Raw genomic sequence first — 18,925 nt, forward strand, 5'->3', positions numbered from 1 at the left:
TGCATTCGACTCTCGCTTTCGACAACGGGGCGCGGTTCGAGCGGGGGACGCCGTGCGGGTGGCGTTACGAGCCGGTGGCCGGGGTGGCGGTCGTGGTGGCGGCGGCGCAGGGCGGCGCGTAGGGGCGGCCGGGGACGTACTGGGCCCACTCGGCCCTGGTGACCGACGTGCCGGCGGCCTCGCAGACGTTCGCGCTCGCCTGCTCCACGTTCAGCCCCCAGAGCTGCGCGGCCGTGCCGGACGCGCTGGCCAGCACGGTGCCGTCGGGGCCGAGCTCCACGTCGCCGGCCGCGTCGGAGCCGGCGAAAACGGCCCAGAGCGAGGGCCGGGCGAGGTCGGCGACGTTCCACACGCGCAACGTACGGTCCTGGGAGGCGGTGACGAGCGTGCGGTCGTCGGCGGCGAACGCGACGGCGGAGACGTCGGCGGTGTGACCGGGCAGGCTCGCCAGCGCCTTGGGCTGGGCGGGGCGGGACACGTCCCACAGCCGGGCCGTGCCGTCGGAGGCGGCCACGGCCAGCGTCTTGCCGTCCTTGCTGAAGCTCAGGTCGAGCACCCCGCCGGAGGCCGCGGAGAAGGTCTTCAGCGACTGGGGCTTGGCGGGCTTGGCGACGTCCCAGAGCCGTACCGACGAGGTGCCCGAGCCCGTCGCCACCACGCGGCCGTCGGGGCGGAACACGGCGGTGTTCAGCCGCCTGTCGGCGGCGCCCGGCGTGGAGAGCCGCTTAGGGGTGGCCGGGGTGGCGACGTCCCACAGCATCGTCCTGCCGTCGCGGGCGGTCGTCACCACGGTCTTGCCGGCCGGTCCGTACGCGGCCGAGCGCAGGCCGTCGGTGTGCCCGGTCAGCGTGCCGAGCAGCTTGGGGGTGGCCGGCTCCGAGACGTCCCAGAGCTTGGCGGTGCGGTCGAGCGAGGCTGTGACCAGGCGCCGCCCGTCGGGGCTGAACGAGGCCGCCATGACCTTCCCGGTGTGCCCCGACAGCGTGGACTGCGGGACGGCCACCGCCGGGTCGGCCAGGTCCCAGAGCTTGACGCTCATGTCGTCCGAGGTCGTGGCCAGGACGCGGCCGCTCTTGGCGATCGCGATCCCGTTGACCGGCGCGGTGTGCCGGTCGAGCCGGGCGCGGGGGGCGACCCGGGAGGCGTTGGAGACGTTCCACAGGCGGGCGATGCCGTCGGTGGCGGAGGTGGCCAGGTTCTGGCCGCTCGGGCTGAACGCCACACCCGTCACCGGATCGGGGAACCCGGCCAGCGTCGCCGTGAGCTCGGGCTCGCTCGGCGACTCCATGCTCCACAGCCGCACGGTGGCGTCGGCCGAGGCGCTGGCCAGGACGCTGCCGTCGGGGCTGTAGGCGACGTCGTCCACGGAGGCGGAGTGGCCGCGGGCCGTGCCGAGCAGCTTGGTCGCCGTGATGTCCCACACCTGCACCGCGCCCGTGGCGGAGGAGGTGACCAGGTTGAGCCCGTTCGGTGAGAAGGCCGCGCCGCGCACGGCGCCCTCCTGCGAGGTCAGCGTGGCCAGGCTCTTCGGCTGCGCGGGCGTGAGTACGTCGAGGATGGCGATCGTGCCGCCGGTGCCGGCCAGCGCGGCCAGGCGGCCGTCCGGGCTGAACACCGCCCTGGTGAGGGCGGACTGCCGGCTCAGCACGGAGACCGCGGCGGGCTTGGCGGTGTCCTCGACGTTCCACAGCCGGCCGGTGCCGTCGGCGGACGCGGTGAGCAGCACGTCGTCCTTCGGGCTGAACGCCACCGAGGTGACCTGCTCCTTGTGCCCCTTGAGGGTGGACGAAGCGCGGGGCTCGGCCGGGTCGGAGACGTTCCACAGCCGGGCCGTGCCGTCGGCCGACGCCGTGGCCAGCGTCTTGCCGTCCTTGCTGAACGCCGCCGCGAGCACGCCGCCGGTGTGCCCCTTCGCCACGCCCAGGGCCTTCGGGCGCAGGGGGTCGGTGACGTTCCACAGCCTCGCGGTGGCGTCGCCGGAGGCGGTGACGGCGACGCGGCCGTCGGGGCGGTAGGCGACCCGCTCGACCGGGCCGGTGTGCCCGATCATGCGGGCGCCGACCGGGCGCGACAGGGAGCCGAGCAGCGCGCCCCTGGCCTCGGGCGTGGCCGAGACGCGGTAGGCGGCCAGGGCGAGCTGGGAGCCGAGCGAGGTGTCCCTGACGGTGCTCGCGGACGCGGCCAGCTGACGGGACAGGGCCTGGTCGCGCGCCGCGGCGGCCTCGTTCGCCAGCCTGCCGGCCTGCCCGCTCCGCACCAGCGCCACGACACCGCCTGCCGCCGCCACGAGGAACAGCACGGCCAAGGAGGCGATGGCGGCCCGGGTGATCAGTGACCGCCGCGCCTGCCGGCCGCGCGACGCGGCCAGGAAGTCCCGTTCGACGGGGGTGATGGTGGGGGCGGCTGCCGCGGGCCCGCGTGTGGCCATGGGGCCTTGGGCTGGCTGGGCGGCTTGCGGAGCTGGCGCCGCGGGGGCGGACGCGCTCACGGCCGCCTGGGCGATGGCGAGGCGGTCGTCGGCGTACAGGTAACCGGCGTCCTGCCCGTCGCGCTGCCACATCAGCGCGTCCTCGGCCAGCCGGCGCCGTACCAGCAGCTGGGCCCGCCCGGTCTCCGCCCAGGTGCCGAGCCGCGGCCAGGCGCGGATGAGCGCCTCGTGCGCGAGCTCGGCCTGGGTGCCGTCCAGCGTGACCAGCCGGGCGCGGACGAACTCCGCCAGCACCTGCCCCTCGATCGACGACGGCCCCGGGCTCAGCTCGCTCACCGGGACCCGCTGCCGCAGGCCGCCGGCCTGCTCGTCCACGTGCACCAGCCGGACCAGCAGGCCGCGCGCCACCGGCTCGGACTCCGCGCCCAGCCGCCGCAGCGTCTCCTCGCCGCTCATCGCCACCGCCCGCGCCACCCCGCCGGCGGAGCGGTAGCCGGCCATGGTCAGCACGCCACCGGCGCGCCGCTGCCAGGTGGCCAGCAGCGCGTGGGAGAGCCTGGGCAGCAGGTCGTCCTCGACCGCCTGGACGTCCTCCAGGATCAGCTCGACCAGGCCGGGCTCCAGGGAGAGCCCCGAGCGCACGGCCGGCTCCTCGATCGCCTCGCGCAGCTCGGCCGGCGTCATGGGCGCGACGATCTCGGGCCGCCGCATCGTCTCCAGCAGGCCGGGATAGCTCGCGCAGCGCCCGAAGAAGTCGCCGCGGACCGCGATCACCACGGCGGCGGAACGGGAGACCGCGACCAGCGCCTCGACGAAACGCCGCCGCGCGGGCTCGTCCGTGCAGACGGTGAACAGCTCCTCGAACTGGTCCACGACCAGCAGCGTGCGGGCGGGCAGCCCGCGCCCGGCCGCGCCCGGGTCGGACTCGATCACCGCGCGCAGCCGTTCCTGATCGTTTCCCGTCAGGGCCGCCAGCTCCCGTGCCAGCCCGGCCACCGGCCGCGCGCCCGGGGTCATGACGACGTACCGGCCGCCCTCCTTGGCCAGCGCGGGGATCAGCCCCGCGCGCAGCAGCGAGGTCTTCCCGCACCCGGACGGGCCGGTGAGGACCAGTGGCCCGCCGGCCTCGAACGCCTGCGACCCGATCACCACCGGCGGCCCCGAGGACCGCAACGCCTGGCGCGCCCGCGTCACCAGCGACCTCGTCTGCTCCGCACGACCGAAGAGCAGCCCCGCGTGCTCGGGCCCGAAGGCCGCCAGCCCGCGGTAGGGGCTGTTGAGGTCGCCGGGGGAGCCGGTCGGCGGGCCCGTCTGGGAGGCGGGAGCGTCGTGAGCCGGGTTGACGGCCAGCGGCGGCAGCTCCTTGAGCGCGCCGGCCTGCCGCCGGGGCTTGGGGAACCCGGCCGCGGGCAGCACCCGGGACAGGTGGTGGTGCACGTGGTCCAGGGTGAACGCGCGCGGCCCCGACGGGTCACCCTCGTTCAGCAGCCGCAGCAGCGCGCCGGTCATCGCGGTGTGCCTGACGCCGGGCAGCGCCCACGCGTTCTCGTCCTTGCTGGAGGACGCCAGCACGTACGCGCCCCGCGCGGACACGTCGAGCGCCTGCTCCATCGCCTTGGCCGGCACCGGCCGCGGGCCGGCGGTGAAGCAGCAGTCGAGGATCACGACGACCAGCTCGGCCCGCGACGACGCCAGGATCCGGCGCACCATCGAGTACGGCAGCGCCTGGTAGCCGGCCACCCCCTGCCCGAGGTCCGCCGTGGCCCGCGTGGCCAGGTGCAGCTCGTTCCCCGGGCCGAACAGCCCGTGCCCGACATAGTGGAACAACAGCACGCCGGTGGCCTCGCCCGCCGCCCGTTCCAGGGCCTCGCCCAGATTCGCCGGGGTCGCCGGATCGAGCAGCACGGACAGGTTGGCCGGCGCCAGACCCGCCCGTTCGACCAGCGCCTGACCGAGATCGGCGACGGTGGCCGGAACCGCCGGCACCTGCGGCAGCCGTGAGGAGGGCTGATGCGTGCCGGTGCCCGCCACCACCACCCGGGTCTCCGCCGCGGACAGCAGCAGCGGTGGACCGTTCCACCTGGGGGGCCGCACGAGCCGGGTCTTCTCGATCGTCGACTCGTCCTCGCTCATCCGGCGCTCCACAACGTGGGAATGCTTGCGGCCATGGTGGCAGGGAAGGTCAGGGCGCGGTCAACCCCCCGTTGCCCGGTTGTTACGGTACGCAGATCTCGGCCGGGCGTCGAGGGGGTTGACGGAGTCTCACCAGTTGGCGGGCAGACCGGGCGTCGTGGCGGGCAGCGGGCGCCCCGGCGGATGGATGACGTACGCCACGCCACCGCTGCTGGAGCCGCGCAACCACACGTTCTCGAACGCCGCCCGCGGATAGACGCGCCGTACGGCCTCATTGTTCGGCGAGGCGGGATCGTTCGCGATCACATCACCGCTCGCGGTGAAGCCCACGACCACCATGAGGTGACCGTCGGTGCCGTACCCGGCCCCCGGCAGCTCGCCCTTCTTGAACGACTGCGACGTGATGACCGGAACGCCCGCCTTGATCAGCAGCTCCAGTTCGGTCAGCGACCGCAACCGGGTGACGAACCCGTCGAGCCCGTAACGACCGGCGTAGGCGGTGTTGAACGGCCAGTTGCCGGTGCCCGCGTAGGCGTGGTCGTAGGTGTGCCGGGCGGCGTGGTCGACCTCCGGGTCGGGGTCCGCCGGGTCGACCCAGGCGGTGTCGCGCTCGCTCGGCCACACGTCCCAGTAGCCCATCACCATGGTGGTCGAGGTCGGGCTGCACCACGCCTCGCCGCCGCCGTTCCACTCGGGGTAGTGGCCCTGGTGCGTGTTCTGGGAGCGGCGCGGCACGGCCAGCTCCTTCCCCCAGGCGCCCCCGCCCGGGCTGACCGGCACGGTCTTGCGGCCGGGCACGTTCGAGCTCATCACGCCGGACGTGCGCACGTGCGGCGTCACGCCCGAGCCCGGCAGGCGGTAGAGGGTCAGGCGGAGCTGGTAGCCGCTCATCGGCCGGCCCGCCGCCGCGACCAGCGTGTCGACCGCCACCTTGGCGTCGGCGTCGCCCTGGCCGGGCACCGACGTGCGCAGCACGTCACCCTCGGCGTAGGACCAGCGGCCCAGCGCATACCACCTCGTCAGCCCCTCCGTGTTCCTGACCCGGGCCTCGACCTGCAGCCAGCTGCCCTGCGGCACGTCCGCCGTCCAGGACGCGATCAGCTCGGTGGCGGCGAAGCCGATGGCCCGCTCGGGGCCGGTCCAGCGGGCGTACTCCCAGGTCTTCGTGCCGAGCGCGTCGGTGTGGGTGACCGTGCCCGCCGCCTCGCGGAACGCCAGCCCGTCGCCGGCCGTCGTGCCCTCACCGGCGCCGGTGGCGAAGTCGGCCCGGTGGAAGACGACGCCGGGGATCGTCGCGGCCGGTCTCGCGCGCGCCGGGGCCGCCACCGTCGTGACCAGGGCGAGGGTGGACAGGAACACGGTCAGCACACGCATGGACTCACCCTCTCTGAACACGCTCGTCGCGGCCGACCCTAGGCACGGCGGGCCTGGCAAAGCATCCGCAGATCTACGTATCACCGTGGTTCCGCCGTACCGGCCTCGATGGGAGGGTGGCATGACCACGAGGCAAGGAGTGGACACATGCGGAAATATGTGATCATGGGCGTCCAGGGCAGTGGCAAGGGCACCCAGGGCGCCCTGCTGGCCAACGATCTCGACCTGGTGCACATCAGCGTGGGCGACATCTTCCGCTGGCACGTCAAGAACCACACCAAACTCGGCGCCCAGGTACGCCGTCTCGTGGCGGCGGGCGAGCTGGTGGGCGACGACCTGGTGGCCGACGTGGTCAAGGACCGGCTCCAGCTGCACGACTGGAACTACGGCTTCGTCATCGACGGCTTCCCCCGCAACCGTCCCCAGGCGGAGTTCTTCCTGGAGAGCTACGACCTCGACGGCGTGATCCACCTCGACCTGCCCGACGACGAGGTACGCCGCCGCGTCCTGGCCCGGCGGCTGTGCTCACGATGCGGCATGGACTACAACCTCATCGCCCACCGGCCGGAGGTGGAGGGCCGGTGCGACGTGTGCGGCGGGGACCTGGTCACCCGCGAGGACGACAGCCCCGACGCCCTGGCCCGGCGGCTGCTCGACTACCACAGCAAGACGGATCCGGTGCTGGAGCTGTTCCGGCGCAAGGAGTACGTCATGACCATCGACGCCCGTGCCGACAAGACCACCGTCCAACGCGCCATCCGCACCCGCTTCAACCTGCCGCCGTACAAGGGGTAGCGGGCGCGCGACCGCCGCACGGGCATACCCGACTCCGCCGGCGCCGTGCCACTCTGGAGCACCGGACAGCACACCGAGACGGAGCCGACGAGTGAGCACTCCTGAGCACCATCACCTGATTCCCACCGGCCGTCGGCACCGGACCGTCTCACGCGCCGACTTCGCCGCCGCATCCTCCGACATGCCGCTACTGGATGACCGGAAGTACCGCGAAGACATGAACCGCCACGTCAACGACGCCCTCTACGACCCCTACGACCGCGCTGACGGCAAGGGCGGCTGTGCATCGGACGGGGATTGATTCTCTCCACAACCCCAAGATCGCATGTCGCCCACTGCGCAGGCCGAGCACGAGAGCGTACGCGCAGAGGGAGGAGGACCTGTTACGCCGCGGACTCGGCGCCCGGCGGCTTCACCTGCCTGTCCTTCGCCGCTCGGAAGTCAAGAGTGGCTGGTGTGATTGATGGTGATAATCGCCACCATCCTGCGCTCGTCGCCGTCGGGTGACTTATAACGAAATGTGTCGCCTGGTGTCTCTCAAGCGATACAGAGCCGCTCTGTCGTTGGCCGGCAACACGTGGGTGGAAGCAGAAGCGCCCGCCGGGCCCATGATGAGCACCGCTGCTCGGCCGGTTGTCCGACCTCAACCCCCGTAGAGGGCGGGCAGGTCGACTAGGAGGAGGTCATCGCGACGGTCGGCAAGTTGGACCACGTCCGGGTAGAAGCCGTGCAGCGAGTACAGCGCCAGGGTGGTGGCGGCGGTGTCGTGCCCCTGATCGGTCAGCAGATCTCGGATGCGCTCCAGACGTTCCACGTCACCGATACCCCGGCGGGCGACGGTCGCCTTGGCCTCCCCCAGGAGCGCGATCCGCGCACGGGGAGCCTGCGGGCGCTCGCCCGCGGCGAGGGCGATGACGTCGACCTCGTGCTTCGTCCGAGCGGCCGGGTCGGCGACCTCGGTGGTGCCGACCGGGCCCGGCAGCCCGCCGGGCAGCAGGGCATGGGCGTAACGGCGGGTGAAGTCGCGGGCCAGGTCCTCGAAGTGCGGGCCGAGGATCTTGGAGTTGAAGGTCGGGGCGGCCTGCTGCCACACCTGCTCGGCGAACCCCTGCTCCACGGCGGCGGCCTGCGGGAGGGTGATGAGCTGGTTGAAGCGGATCACCGGATCGGCGAGGGTGATGACCGGATGCCGGGCGCGCAGGATGTCCTGCTCGCGCCGGATGTAACCGGTCGATTCCAGCACGCCCAGCGGATGGGCGACGGCGTTGCGCGGGCGTTCCAGGGCGGCGCCGATCTTGCTGGGAGTGGTGGCTCCCTGCGCGATCGCGGTGAGAATGTCGTAGTAGAGCGTGTGCTGCGTGATTCGCGGGTCCTCGCGCAGGAGGTACTCGGTCTCGGTACGGGAGTAGACCGCCCTGCCCGGGTCGAGCAGCGTCCGGGTGAGCCAGGTGTCGTAACCGTCGTCCGGGTGCGGCCGCCCGGCCACCGGCCGGTAGCCCGGCGCCCCGCCGAGGACCGCGTGCACCTTCAGCGCCGTCAGCGGATCGCTGATCTGCCAGAAGGCCCGGCTGTCCCGATAGTCGAACGGCCCGAGCCGTAGATCGATCACGGCACGACCCCGCAGCGGCTTCGTCCCGGACAGCAGTTCGTGCATGACACTCATCGCGGAGCCGCACAGGATCAGCCGGGGACCTGGCCCGGCACCCGTACGGGCACCGCGCTGGCGTTCGTCGTAGAGCTGCTGGAGCAGTCCAGGGATCTCAGGTGAGTGCTGGAGCAGATACGGCAGCTCGTCGATCACGAGGAGCGGGTGAGACGAACGGGCGCTCACCTCCAGGGCGTTGGACAGGACGTCACGCCAGTCCGTCAGACGCAGACTCCCGGGCCGAAGACCGGCATGAGCCGCGACCGCGTCACTGAACCGCCGCATCGCGGGCAGCCGCCCCTCCTCGCGGACCGCGGCCACGTACAGGCCGCCGACCTGCTCGGACAGGGCTTGGAGCAGGTACGACTTTCCGTGCCGCCGCCGCCCGGACACGATGCCGAGCCGCATGGCGGGATCGGGATCGGTGAGGAACTCCGCGAGCAGAGCCCACTCCCGGTCGCGGTCGACCACATCGTCCGGCTTGACCGGCAGACCCTGCTCCATGCGATCTCCGATACATCGACTGCGACGGATTCTGTCCAACTGTACTTCGACGGAACCTGCGACACTGCACATGTACGGATGCGTCAGCTCGCAGTGAGTCGGCACATGACTCGGTGGACTCGCGATCCTGTGGATCAGGCCGGGTCATCGGCGTCGCTCGGTTGCGACTACATCCTCCGATCTCCAGGGGGCGTCGATGGCGATCGCCCTGAGCAGGGTCCATTCCCGCAGGCAGGGCATTGGCGGGGATGGACCCTGCTCAGCGCGATGGTCGTCACAGGGGATAGGCCTTGGTGACGGAGATCTTGGTGTCGCCGAGGAACAGCCAACCCGGTGGCGCGATGAAGCCGGGGAGTGCGGACATTTCGCTGGGGTTCGGGCTGATGTCGGTGACGCGCAGCCGGAGCTCGTCGTTCGTGGCCGCTACGGTGAGCGTTGCCTCCACGCCCCCCGGGCCGGGGGCGTGGAAGGCGAAGCCCGCTGGGTCGGCGGTGATCGTGCGGCCCTCGACGGTCAGGGCGCGCACTGCCGCCGTGCCCCCGTCCACTCGTAGGGCGATCGTGTTCGCTCCGCGTTCTGAGCGGATCCGGACGCGCAGGGTTCGCTCGCCGCGCGAGGTCGTGTGCGCGAGCACCTGCAGCGTGGGCGCCGGCAGGGTGGCGGGTTTCGCCGGGCTGAGGAGTTTCGATCCGCCGCCCCACAGCTCCGCCTGCGGGTGGCCGGTCGCGGTGGTGCCGCCGTAGCGCCGGGCCCACTCGTCGGGGTTCTCGGAGGTCAGCCAGACGGCCTGGCCGGTGTCGGCGTCGAGGCCGTAGGCGAGGCTGGTGCGCCGGGGGTGTTCCTTGTCGAAGGGTTCGACCAGCAGGCCCGCCGCCAGCAGGGCGATGGACACGGTCAGGGCGGTCAGCGGGATCAGTGGGGAGCGCCTGTGCGGCCACACGGTTTCGATCAGCGGGAGCAGGAGGCCGGTGAACAGGATCATCAGGGGGATGGGGGCGTAGCCGACGTACTGCAGGCCGGTTGGCAGGGTGTTCCATGCGCTGGGCAGGAGGATGAGGGCGGCCGGGACGAGGCCGGTGGTGAGGGCGAGGGCGCGACGGCGCGGCGGGCAGTGGAGTGCGGCCAGGCCGCCCAGTGCCGCTCCGAGGGTGGGCCAGGCGGCGAGGTGGGACGCTCCGGGCGAGACGAGGCCGAGGCCGAGGGCGATCAGGGCGGCCCAGGTCAGGATGCCGAGCGACAGTTCGGTGGTGCCGATGCGGCGGCGGAGTAGCGCGTACCAGGTGATCAGGATGGCGGTGGCGAGGGTCAGGACGGCGAGCCACAGCAGTTCGGGACGGTACGGCGTCGTGGTGGCGGTGCCGTTCAGCGCGGGGCGGATGGCCTTGAGCAGGTCCCAGAAGTAGACGCCGGCGCCTGCCCCGGCCGCGATCGGGATCAGCGCGAGTGCGGTGCCGAGGAGGGTGCGTCGCAGCGTGACGACGCCGCGGCGGCGGGCCAGGAGGATCAGGGCGAGTGCCGCCAGCAGGGCGAGGACGGCCAGTCCGGTGGCCGCCCAGGCCGGGTAGCGGATCAGCAGGCCGGGTGGGAGGTTGAAGTAGACCAGGTTGTCGTTCCCGCTGGTCAGCCTCGCGAGGTCGGCGGAGCCGAAGGCCCGTACCAGCGCGAGAGTGTTGTCGCCCATCTGCTGGAGTGCGGCGAGGTCGACGTGCGCGGGATCGTCGAGGACGCTGTGGTAGAGGGTGCCGGCGTTGGCGTAGGCGGAGTCGAGTACGGCCATCCCGCCGGGTTCGAAGGCGGTGAAGTCGGTGTCGTTGTTGAGCAGTTTCATGAGCTCGGCGTACACGGAGTCGGCCACGGGCAGGGGAGCGGCCGATCCGTAGGTGGAGATCAGGCCGGCGTTCGGCTCGGTGCTGCGGAACATCAGCACCGGCCCCTTCGAGCCGCGGGCTTCGTTGTTGAGTACGACGTTCCGCCCTGTTGCGAGCGGGTGAGACTTGACGAACGCCTCCGATCCCAGGAGTCCCGTCTCCTCGGCGTCGGTGATGAGGAAGACGACGTCGTTGCGCAGCCGGGTGCCGGCCGCGACCAGTGCTCTGGCCGTCTCGATCGCGCTGGCCGTGCCGGCTCCGTCGTCGTTGGCGCCGGGGCCTTCGGGGACGGAGTCGTAGTGGGCGGTGACGAAGACCCGGCCGGTGGGAGCGGTCCCCGGTATGACCGCGACGATGTTGTAGACGCGTCCGGCGGTGACGGGTTCGCCTCGTTCGCCGCGCGGTGCGACGCCCACCGCCTCCTGCACCTCGGGCTTGAGGCCCAGTCGTCGTAGCTCGCCGACCAGGTGGTCCCGGACCCGGGCGTGCTCGGCCGTGCCGACGGGGTGAGGGGCGACGGCGATGCGCTCGACCTGGGTGAAGGCGCGCTCCGCGCTGAACGTCCGGTCGGGGGCGTCGGCGGGGCTCACCGCGGTGGGGGTGATGTCCCTGATCGCGGCGATGCCGATCAGCACGAGCACGCACAGGGCGATGAGACCGGTGACGCGGGTCCGCCGTCCCGTCGGGTGCCGGTTCTCGGGTGATGTCATGTCGTTCGCTCCCATGCTGGCGTTCCACTGTCGGGTGATCGCCACGAAGGAGTATTGCAGAAAAAATGCTGCAGAAAAAATTATGCAAGTCGCGGTACGCGGGAACGTGATGCCGCCCTCCGTGTCATCCACGCCACGTCCACGAGTGACCTTCCGTGAATGCCGAGCACGTCAAGCATCTCTTGACATGACAGGCACTCGTGATACATGCTCAATATAGTTAGAAGCTATAACTCAACGGAGCACTGCTCTAGGCGGAGGAGGTCGAAAGATGGGCAGTGGACGGGTGCACCCCGGGGCGGACGGTCGCCCCGAGGCGTCGCGTGGAGTGGCGATGGCCGGTCTGGCGACGGCCGGGCGGATCGGGCAGGGAGCCGGAGCCGCGGTCGTGATACCGGCCGCGCTCTCGCTCGTCCTCGCCCTGCACTCCTCGTCCGCGGAACGCACGCGCGCGATGGGCGTCTGGGGCGCGGTCGCGGGTGCCGGCAGTCTCGTCGGGGTCTTCCTCGGCGGAACGCGGACCGGGATGCTCGGCTGGCAGGCCGTGTTCGTCACCCCGGTGCCGTTCGGCCTCATCGGGGCGATCATCGTGTGGCGCTCGGCGCCGCCGGCTCCGGGCAGGCCCGGCCGGTTCGACCTGCCCGGCGCCATCGCCGTCACCGTCGCGATCTCCGCCCTCGCGCTGGGGATGGTCGCGGCCGCCGAGGCCGGGTGGGACGCGCCCGGCACCGTCGCCGGTCTCGCGGCCGGCCTGGCCGCCCTGGTCGCGTTCGTGACGGTCGAGCGACGCTCGGCACACCCGCTGGTCCCGCTCGGCGTCTTCCGCAGAGGGCCGGTGGTCCTGGCGAACGTGGTGGTGCTGCTGATCGGCGGCACGCTGACGAGCCTGTTCTTCTTCCTGCCGCAGTACCAGCAGGAGGTACTCGGGATGAGCCCGACGGCGGCCGGGACGGCCCAGCTCCCCATCGCCGTCATGATCATCATGGGCAGTGCCGCCGCGCCGCCGCTGGCCAAGCGCATCGGGCCGGCCCGCGCGCTGCCGGTCGCCCTCGTCGTGCTGCTCGCCGGCTTCGTGTGGCTGGCGCTCGACCGGACGGCCGGCGGCTTCTCCCTCACGCTGCTGGGCGCGTTCGTGCTGATCGGCGCCGGCCTCGGGCTCGGCGCCGTCACCGCGATGGCGGTACGCGACAGCGCCGAAGGCGAATCGGGGCTGCTCAGCGGGCTGGTCAACGCCGCACAGCAGCTGGGTGGCGCGGTCGGGCTCGCCGCCCTGGCCGGGATCGCCATCGGCACCGCTGGAGCCGGAGAGGACATCGCGTTCACGACCGCGCTCCTGGGGCAGGCCGCGCTCATCCTCATCGCGCTCGGACTGTCACTCGTCCCCACCGTCAAGACCCGGCCGGACCCCGCCTCCGCGGGAACGCGCTGACCCGGCATCACCACTCTCCCCGGGGAACAGGACCTCGGCGGAACCACAGGAAGGAACACCATGATGAACAGCCCCACCGTCCTCGTCACCGGAGCGACCGGAACCGTGGGATCCGACTTGATCTCCGCCCTGCAGGCCCGCGGCGCCACCGTCCGCGCCATGATCCGCAACCCCGACCGTCCCGTCCCCGGCGTCCAGAACGTCGTCGCCGACCTGCGCGACCGCGCATCGGTCACCGCCGCGTTGAAAGACGTCGACGCGGCGTTCCTCAACAGCCCCTCCGCACCGGACGCCGCCGCCCTCCAGATCCAGTTCGCCGATGCCGCCCGCGACGCCGGCCTGAACCGGCTGGTGCTGCTCTCCCAGTACGCGGCCCGCGCCGACTCCCCGGTACGGTTCCTGCGCTGGCACGCCGAAGTCGAAGCTCACCTCCAGCGGATCGGCCTCGACCACACCGTGCTGCGCCCCAACCTCTACCTGCAGGCACTGCTCGGCTTCGCCGGCACCATCGCGCAGGGCTGGTTCGGCGCGCCCATCGGTGACGCGGCCGTCAGCGCGATCGACACCAGGGACATCGCGGAGACGGCCGCGGTCGTCCTGACCGGCACGGGGCACACCGGCCAGATCTACACCCTGACCGGGCCCCGCGCCGTGACCCACGGCCAGATCGCCGAGGCGCTCTCCGCGGCCACCGGACGGGACATCGCCTTCCGTGGCGTCCCCGCCGACCAGTTCACGGCCGCACTGACCGGGGTCCTTCCGCCTTGGCAGATCGACGGCCTGGTCGAGGACTACGCCCACTACGCCGGCGGCGAGGCCGCCGAGGTGCACACGTCCGTCCCCGATCTCACCGGACGCCCCGCACGCGACATCACCGACTTCGCCCGCGACTTCGCCCCCGCGTTCGGCCCGGCGTGACCTCCCGGACGGACATCAGCCGAAGGGAAAGGCTCGATGATCTACCACTGCATCCGTTTCACCGCCAAGCCCGGCGTCGCGGAGGCGGACCGGCAGGCCGCCCTGGAGAGCATGCGCGAGGCCGCCCGCGCCATCCCGGCCATCAAGTCACACGTCGTCGGCCCCGACTTCGGCGGGGACTACGAATACGGCTCCATCTCCGTGGTGGAGGACCTCGAAGGCTACGCGGAGATGATGAACCACCCGGCCCATCTTGAGGTGGACCGCAAGGGGCTGCCGCTGGTCGACAGGTTCGCCTCGTTCGACATCACCGACGACCCGGACCCGGAGATCGGCGCCAAGATCGCCGAAATCCACCGCCGTCGCTACGCCACCGTCCCCGAGATCGCCGCCCTGGTCGCCGAACTCCCCGAATACACCGGCAGCGCCACCCCACCGGCCAACTCCGACTGACCACGTCACACGCCTGGGTCGGGGCCGCGCTCTGACACAGCGCTTTCAGAGCCGACGAGCGTACGGCGAGAGAGAACAGGGAGAGCATCCTTGCTGAGGCCGCGAAGAAGCAGGGGGAGCAGTGAGCAAGAGCCGGACTTACACCATCACCGCGGGCAGGAGTGATGGCTGGTGGGCTTTGACCGTCTCCGGACCCGGCCTCAGGCGGGGCTACCACACCCAGGTGAAGCGCCTGGAGCAAGCTTGCGGTACGGCGAACGGCGACGGCAGACAGACACTTGATCGCACGGCTTCCAAAAGCCGTCGATCTGGTGATCCGCGGCAAGCGATCACCAGGTCGACGGTTCAGGGTGGATGCTAGATGTACGTAGCGCGATCGCGTACGTCTTCGAAGTCGACCTCGGACAGGAAGTGGCAGTAGGGCAGATAGCGCTTCATCTACAGTTCCTCAGGGAACCACAGGGACTTCTTCCCGACCCATGCTGCGATTTCGATCATCGGGCCGTGTTCTGTGGAAAGCCATCTCGATAGCGGGTAGCAGGTCGGTGTCGTTAGTGAAGATCACCGCGGCGTCATAGTGGGAAGGCAGGGCCGTCTCAACGAGTGAGATGGCCAGGGCGACGTCCACGCCCTTCTCCCGCGGCCTTTCGCTGGGCTATCCCCGGTAGTTCAACGGGCGGCGGATCACGGCTCCAGGTCGCGCTCTGGGCATCGTTGACGGCGGCAAGCGTCGGCTCATGCTGGGGGTTCGGCTGTCCCCGGAACACCTTCGTTCCTTGAAGGGTTCCGCCGCGCTTTCTCTTCGCAACGATCCGTTCCGCCACAGACAGGGGGTGGACCAAGGTCGTACACCGTTCAAGGCCTGCGGCGAAGCGCTCATGCGCTCCAAGATGGACATTTTGCTAGTCCAAGAAGACCACAACGCGGTCTGCCATCACGCCTCCCAGCATGAAAAAGCCCCGCTAATCCCGGAGGACGGCGGGGAGCAATGACCAAAGGATACCGCGCCGCCCAGGACCTCGCCAAGGCGCTGGATCTGGTTGGTGCCCTCCGAAGATCTGCATGATCTCCGATGCCCTGCCCAACCACTAGAAAGTTCGACGATCAAGAGCCTGAGCAGGATTTACGGTTGCGGCTAAGCGGGAATCCAGGACGTCTGCGCGTAACAGGGTGCGGGATCTGCGGGAAGGGCAGGTATTGACAGGGGCCTCGCCGGGGGTTGGATCGAGGTTGCTCACACTGTCTTTCCGGTCCCGACGAGGTCGTGGTCAGTATGCGCCCTCCTGTCGTGTTCGCTAATGCTTCGGCCGGTCGATCGAGCAGTTGCAGGCGGAGTTACGAGGCCGGTGTCGGCAGGCAACGCGGGCGGTGATGGTGCTGCACTCGGTGCACGGGTTGCTGGCAGCGCAGATCGCTGAGCTGCTCGGCAATGCCGCTCAGGTGGCACAGCCGTATCGGTGTGTCAACGACGGCCGAATTCTGGATCAGGCACACATTCCAGTGGCGATCCACTCATCAGCATCGGCATGGAGGTCGGCGAGCACCCATTCCAGGTCGGGGTCCACGACACCTTCTATATACTTCACTGGCATGGGCGGACTCTGCATGAGGTGGGGAAATATGCGGCCGCCCTCGTCTCTTTCGGCAGAGCGATCCCCCGCCATCCCGATGAAATCGTCCACCGTCTTTCACGCGCTGCTGCGCTGAGCCACCTGGGCCGTGACGAAGAATGGCTTGAAGCTGCGCTGTCCATCAATCCTGAAGATGCGACCGGGCTGAGGCATCGAGCCTATGCCCTGGATTTCCTGGAAAGATATGAGGAGGCGGCTCGCGCATATGAGCGAGCGATCGACGTCCGTCCGGATGACGAAATTCTCCGGAAGAGCCATGAGCGCGTCTTGAGTCGACTGGAGACGGGATCCGCCTCACCTTCTCAGGACGACGACGGCTAGGGCGTGTCCCGTGATCTTTGGTGGCGGTTTGGTGTAGATCGTCTGTGTGGATGAGGAGCGTCTGAAGCGGCATGACCTCACGGATGAGGAGTGGCAGCGGCTGGAGCCGCTGCTGCCTGCCCAGAATGTTTATGGGGCGCGGTGGAGCGATCACCGGACGGTGATCAACGGGGTGTTCTTCCGGGCTCGGACGAGCTGCACCTGGCGTGATCTGCCGCCGTGTTACGGCAGGTGGAAGACGGTCTATAACCGGCATCGCCGCTGGTCGCTGGATGGGACGTGGGAACAGATCCTGGACGGGTTGCGCGCGGCCTGTGACGAGGCCGAAGGCGAGGACTGGACGGTCAGCGCCGACTCCACGATCGTTCGTGCGCACCAGCACGCGGCTGGAGCGCGGCGCGCTTCGGCGGTGGACATCCCTCAAAGGGGGCCGGTAAGGATCACGAGCGGGTGACGAAAGGCCGTGAAGCGCTTGGTCGGTCGCGCGGCGGGTTGACCACGAAGATTCACTTGGTGGCCGACCGGCGATGCCGTCCGATCGCCCGGCTCACCTCGCCTGGCCAGCACGCCGACTGCCCCAAGTTCATCGCGCTGATGGAGTCGATCCGCATCCGCCGCCGCGGCGTGGGCAGGCCTCGCACCAAGCCGGCCCGCGTGCTGGCCGACAAGGCCTATTCCTCCCGCGCCAACCGCCGCTACCTGCGGCGACGTGGCATCAAGGCCGTCATCCCGATCAAGAAAGACCAGGCTGCCCACCGCGTCAATCGCGGCTCCAAGGGCGGTCGGCCGCCGGTCTTCGACCGGCAGGCCTACAAGGAACGCAACACCGTCGAACGCTGCGTCAACAAGCTCCGCCAGTTCCGTGCGGTCGCCACCCGTTACGACAAGAGAGAAGCCATCTACCAGGGCACCATCGACGTCGCCTCGATCCGCATCTGGCTCCGACACCCCGTCACATGATCACGGGATTCGCCCTAACGGCGGCGGGCCAGCAAGTGGGCGTCGAGGAAGCCCCGCTCGGAGGCAGGGTCGTGGAGCAGCCGGGCGAACGTGACGAGCCCGGCACCGGCCAGCACTTCGGCGAACTGGTCCACCGGCCAGCTAAAGGCGGGCGTCACTTTGTGGTCGAAGCGGACTGGCTCGGGTCCATCGGTGGCGAAGAACGAAACCAAGAGCAGGCCCCCTGGCGCCAGGACACGTACCTGCTCGGCGAGCAGGGCCGGCAATTCCTCAGACGGGGTGTGGATCATCGAATAGTGGGCCAGCACACCGCCGAGCGTGCCGTCCTCGACCGGTAGAGCCTCCATCCGCGCCTCGTCGAACCGCAGCGCCGGATGGGCCCGCCGAGCGTGGTCGACCATGCCCGGGGAGAGGTCGAGCCCGAAAGCATCCAGCCCGAGATCATGCAGCATTGCAGTCAGATGTCCCGGCCCGCACCCGACGTCGACTACCCGCAGGTTCCCCGTCCCGCGCACCAGTTCGGCGAAGGTCTCGATCATGTTCCGCGAGAACGGCTGCGTCTCCAGCCGATTAGCGAACATCGACGCATACAACTCGACGACCCCGTCGTAGGCCGCCCTGGTCTCGTCCTGGTGCTTCATCACGAGAAGGGAAGCTAACACCCGCGCACATCCGCAGCTTCTCCGGATCCCATCCCGACCCCGCCCCCTGGAGACTCGCCGTCCCCTCGCATGATCACGGGACACGGCCTAGTGCTGTGACCGGAAACGTTCGGCAGATCGGCGTGTAGGGCTTCCCATGACGGAGGGCCGCTGCTCTCCGTCAAATCAGCTCACGGGAGCCCAAGCCCATCAGGCGCCCCGATCATGGTCTGCGCGAGCCGCCACGCAGCCACGGCCCTCTCGGTTCGTCCGTGTCATAGCTGTGTGAGGACCTGCGACCGTGGAAGCTTTCGATGCCGGCCCTGCGGTCGGATGCGGGATCGGTCGGCTGGTTGGAGGCTCGTCGGGTGGGCTGTGGGCGAGGCTGGGTGGACGATTCCGGCTCGGTGGCGTGCCGGCGAGCGTCACTCAGGGCAGTGCGGTCGGTCCGGTCAGGCAGTGCTGCACGAGCGGCCCGAACCGGCTGACCAGTTCGTCGACGGACGATGACGCGATCGGTTCGATCCGTACGATGTAGCGCGCCACGGTGAGGCCCAGGAGTTGGACGTTGACCATGCCGGCCCGCAATGTGGCGTCCGGTGTGCCGAGCAGTGCCGCCACTCGGCTGGTGATCTCCCGGTCGATGTATTCGCGGATCAGCATCTCGGACTGGTCGCCGGTTCGGGCTGAACGGGTGAGCATCGCGAGCGGGGTGCGGCCCGATGCGTCGATGGTCTCCACGAGTGTCCGGATGATGCGTTCACCGATGCCGTCGAGGCCGTCGGCGAAGATCGATTCGATGGCCGGCGGGAGCTGGGCGGACATCTCGACAGCGGCGGCGAACAGGCCCTGTTTGTTGCCGAAGAAGTAGAACACCATCGCTGAATCAACCCCCGCGGCGGCGGCGATCGCGCGCACCGTGGTGCCGCCGTAGCCGTGCTCGCGGAACAGCGCACGTGCCGCGTCCAAGATCCGCTGCTTGCTCTCCGCCCCTGTTCGCCAGCGCCCCGGGCGAGCGGGGGAACGGTGTTCTGTCATGGCCGGACGAGTCTATCGGATGGTTCTTCATCGTAGATGGACTTCCCTCTCGGATCTCGGTAGCTTGAACTTCATCA

Annotated in this window: 15 protein-coding genes and 1 pseudogene; 9 read left to right on the forward strand and 7 right to left on the reverse strand. The window is 70.3% G+C overall.

The features are described from left to right. Nucleotides 1–64 precede the first annotated feature (64 nt). Nucleotides 65–4,561, reverse strand: a complete 4,497-nt coding sequence (locus B0I32_RS06110) for a caspase, EACC1-associated type (RefSeq protein WP_106235710.1) — start codon at nt 4,559–4,561, stop codon at nt 65–67. Between the two features lie 129 nt (nt 4,562–4,690). Continuing rightward, entirely contained in the window at nt 4,691–5,935 is a 1,245-nt protein-coding gene (locus B0I32_RS06115; protein WP_106235712.1) for a peptidase C39 family protein, read from the reverse strand. Between the two features lie 147 nt (nt 5,936–6,082). Here B0I32_RS06115 and B0I32_RS06120 point away from each other — a divergent pair, with 147 nt between their 5' ends. Beyond that, nucleotides 6,083–6,730, forward strand: coding sequence for an adenylate kinase family protein (locus tag B0I32_RS06120; RefSeq protein WP_106235714.1), 648 nt, complete (start codon nt 6,083–6,085; stop codon nt 6,728–6,730). 91 nt (nt 6,731–6,821) lie between these two features. Beyond that, on the forward strand, nt 6,822–7,031 hold the full coding sequence (locus B0I32_RS06125; RefSeq protein WP_106235715.1) for a hypothetical protein: 210 nt from the start codon (nt 6,822–6,824) through the stop codon (nt 7,029–7,031). 342 nt (nt 7,032–7,373) lie between these two features. On the opposite strand, the gene B0I32_RS06130 is transcribed toward B0I32_RS06125, so the two are convergent. Together B0I32_RS06130 and B0I32_RS06135 are read right to left on the reverse strand one after the other, a co-directional pair. Beyond that, nucleotides 7,374–8,879: an ATP-binding protein gene (locus B0I32_RS06130; RefSeq protein WP_106235717.1), complete on the reverse strand. Its 1,506-nt coding sequence runs from the start codon at nt 8,877–8,879 to the stop codon at nt 7,374–7,376. A 274-nt stretch (nt 8,880–9,153) separates the two neighbouring features. Continuing rightward, nucleotides 9,154–11,457: a M20/M25/M40 family metallo-hydrolase gene (locus B0I32_RS06135; RefSeq protein ID WP_181307071.1), complete on the reverse strand. Its 2,304-nt coding sequence runs from the start codon at nt 11,455–11,457 to the stop codon at nt 9,154–9,156. A 334-nt stretch (nt 11,458–11,791) separates the two neighbouring features. Here B0I32_RS06135 and B0I32_RS06140 point away from each other — a divergent pair, with 334 nt between their 5' ends. From B0I32_RS06140 to B0I32_RS06150, 3 genes are read left to right on the forward strand one after another with little or no spacing between them, the layout of a single operon-like run. Continuing rightward, nucleotides 11,792–12,886, forward strand: coding sequence for an MFS transporter (locus tag B0I32_RS06140; protein ID WP_245955629.1), 1,095 nt, complete (start codon nt 11,792–11,794; stop codon nt 12,884–12,886). A gap of 60 nt (nt 12,887–12,946) precedes the next feature. Next, the gene (locus tag B0I32_RS06145) at nt 12,947–13,804 is read left to right on the forward strand and encodes an SDR family oxidoreductase (protein WP_245955630.1); all 858 of its coding nucleotides are present in this window, start codon (nt 12,947–12,949) and stop codon (nt 13,802–13,804) included. A gap of 36 nt (nt 13,805–13,840) precedes the next feature. Further along, nucleotides 13,841–14,257 carry a Dabb family protein gene (locus B0I32_RS06150; RefSeq protein WP_106235723.1) on the forward strand — a complete coding sequence of 139 codons (417 nt, stop codon included), beginning with the start codon at nt 13,841–13,843 and terminating at the stop codon, nt 14,255–14,257. Between the two features lie 448 nt (nt 14,258–14,705). Here B0I32_RS06150 and B0I32_RS06155 read toward each other — a convergent pair whose 3' ends face one another. Next, nucleotides 14,706–14,885 carry a PIN domain-containing protein gene (locus tag B0I32_RS06155; protein WP_106235725.1) on the reverse strand — a complete coding sequence of 60 codons (180 nt, stop codon included), beginning with the start codon at nt 14,883–14,885 and terminating at the stop codon, nt 14,706–14,708. Between the two features lie 148 nt (nt 14,886–15,033). On the opposite strand from B0I32_RS06155, the gene B0I32_RS56330 reads away from it, so the two are divergent. The 4 genes and pseudogenes from B0I32_RS56330 (at nt 15,034) to B0I32_RS06165 (ending at nt 17,169) form a co-directional block, all read left to right on the forward strand. After that, entirely contained in the window at nt 15,034–15,249 is a 216-nt protein-coding gene (locus B0I32_RS56330; RefSeq protein ID WP_146178061.1) for a hypothetical protein, read from the forward strand. 281 nt (nt 15,250–15,530) lie between these two features. Beyond that, a pseudogene (locus B0I32_RS61370) lies at nt 15,531–15,682 on the forward strand (IS630 family transposase); the annotation flags it as partial. 101 nt (nt 15,683–15,783) lie between these two features. After that, nucleotides 15,784–16,209 carry a tetratricopeptide repeat protein gene (locus B0I32_RS06160; protein WP_106235727.1) on the forward strand — a complete coding sequence of 142 codons (426 nt, stop codon included), beginning with the start codon at nt 15,784–15,786 and terminating at the stop codon, nt 16,207–16,209. A 61-nt stretch (nt 16,210–16,270) separates the two neighbouring features. Beyond that, nucleotides 16,271–17,169 (forward strand): IS5 family transposase gene (locus B0I32_RS06165; RefSeq protein ID WP_146178070.1). Its coding sequence is split into 2 segments (ribosomal slippage): nt 16,271–16,618 and nt 16,621–17,169, totalling 897 coding nucleotides; the frame shifts between segments, so codons are not numbered across the junction. A 14-nt stretch (nt 17,170–17,183) separates the two neighbouring features. Here the strand turns inward: B0I32_RS06165 and B0I32_RS06170 are convergent. Further along, on the reverse strand, nt 17,184–17,813 hold the full coding sequence (locus B0I32_RS06170) for a class I SAM-dependent methyltransferase (protein ID WP_106236081.1): 630 nt from the start codon (nt 17,811–17,813) through the stop codon (nt 17,184–17,186). A 426-nt stretch (nt 17,814–18,239) separates the two neighbouring features. Then, nucleotides 18,240–18,779, reverse strand: coding sequence for a TetR/AcrR family transcriptional regulator (locus B0I32_RS06175; RefSeq protein WP_219911663.1), 540 nt, complete (start codon nt 18,777–18,779; stop codon nt 18,240–18,242). Nucleotides 18,780–18,925 lie beyond the last annotated feature (146 nt).

The sequence above is a fragment of the Nonomuraea fuscirosea genome (assembly GCF_003001935.1).
Classification (GTDB): domain Bacteria; phylum Actinomycetota; class Actinomycetes; order Streptosporangiales; family Streptosporangiaceae; genus Nonomuraea; species Nonomuraea fuscirosea.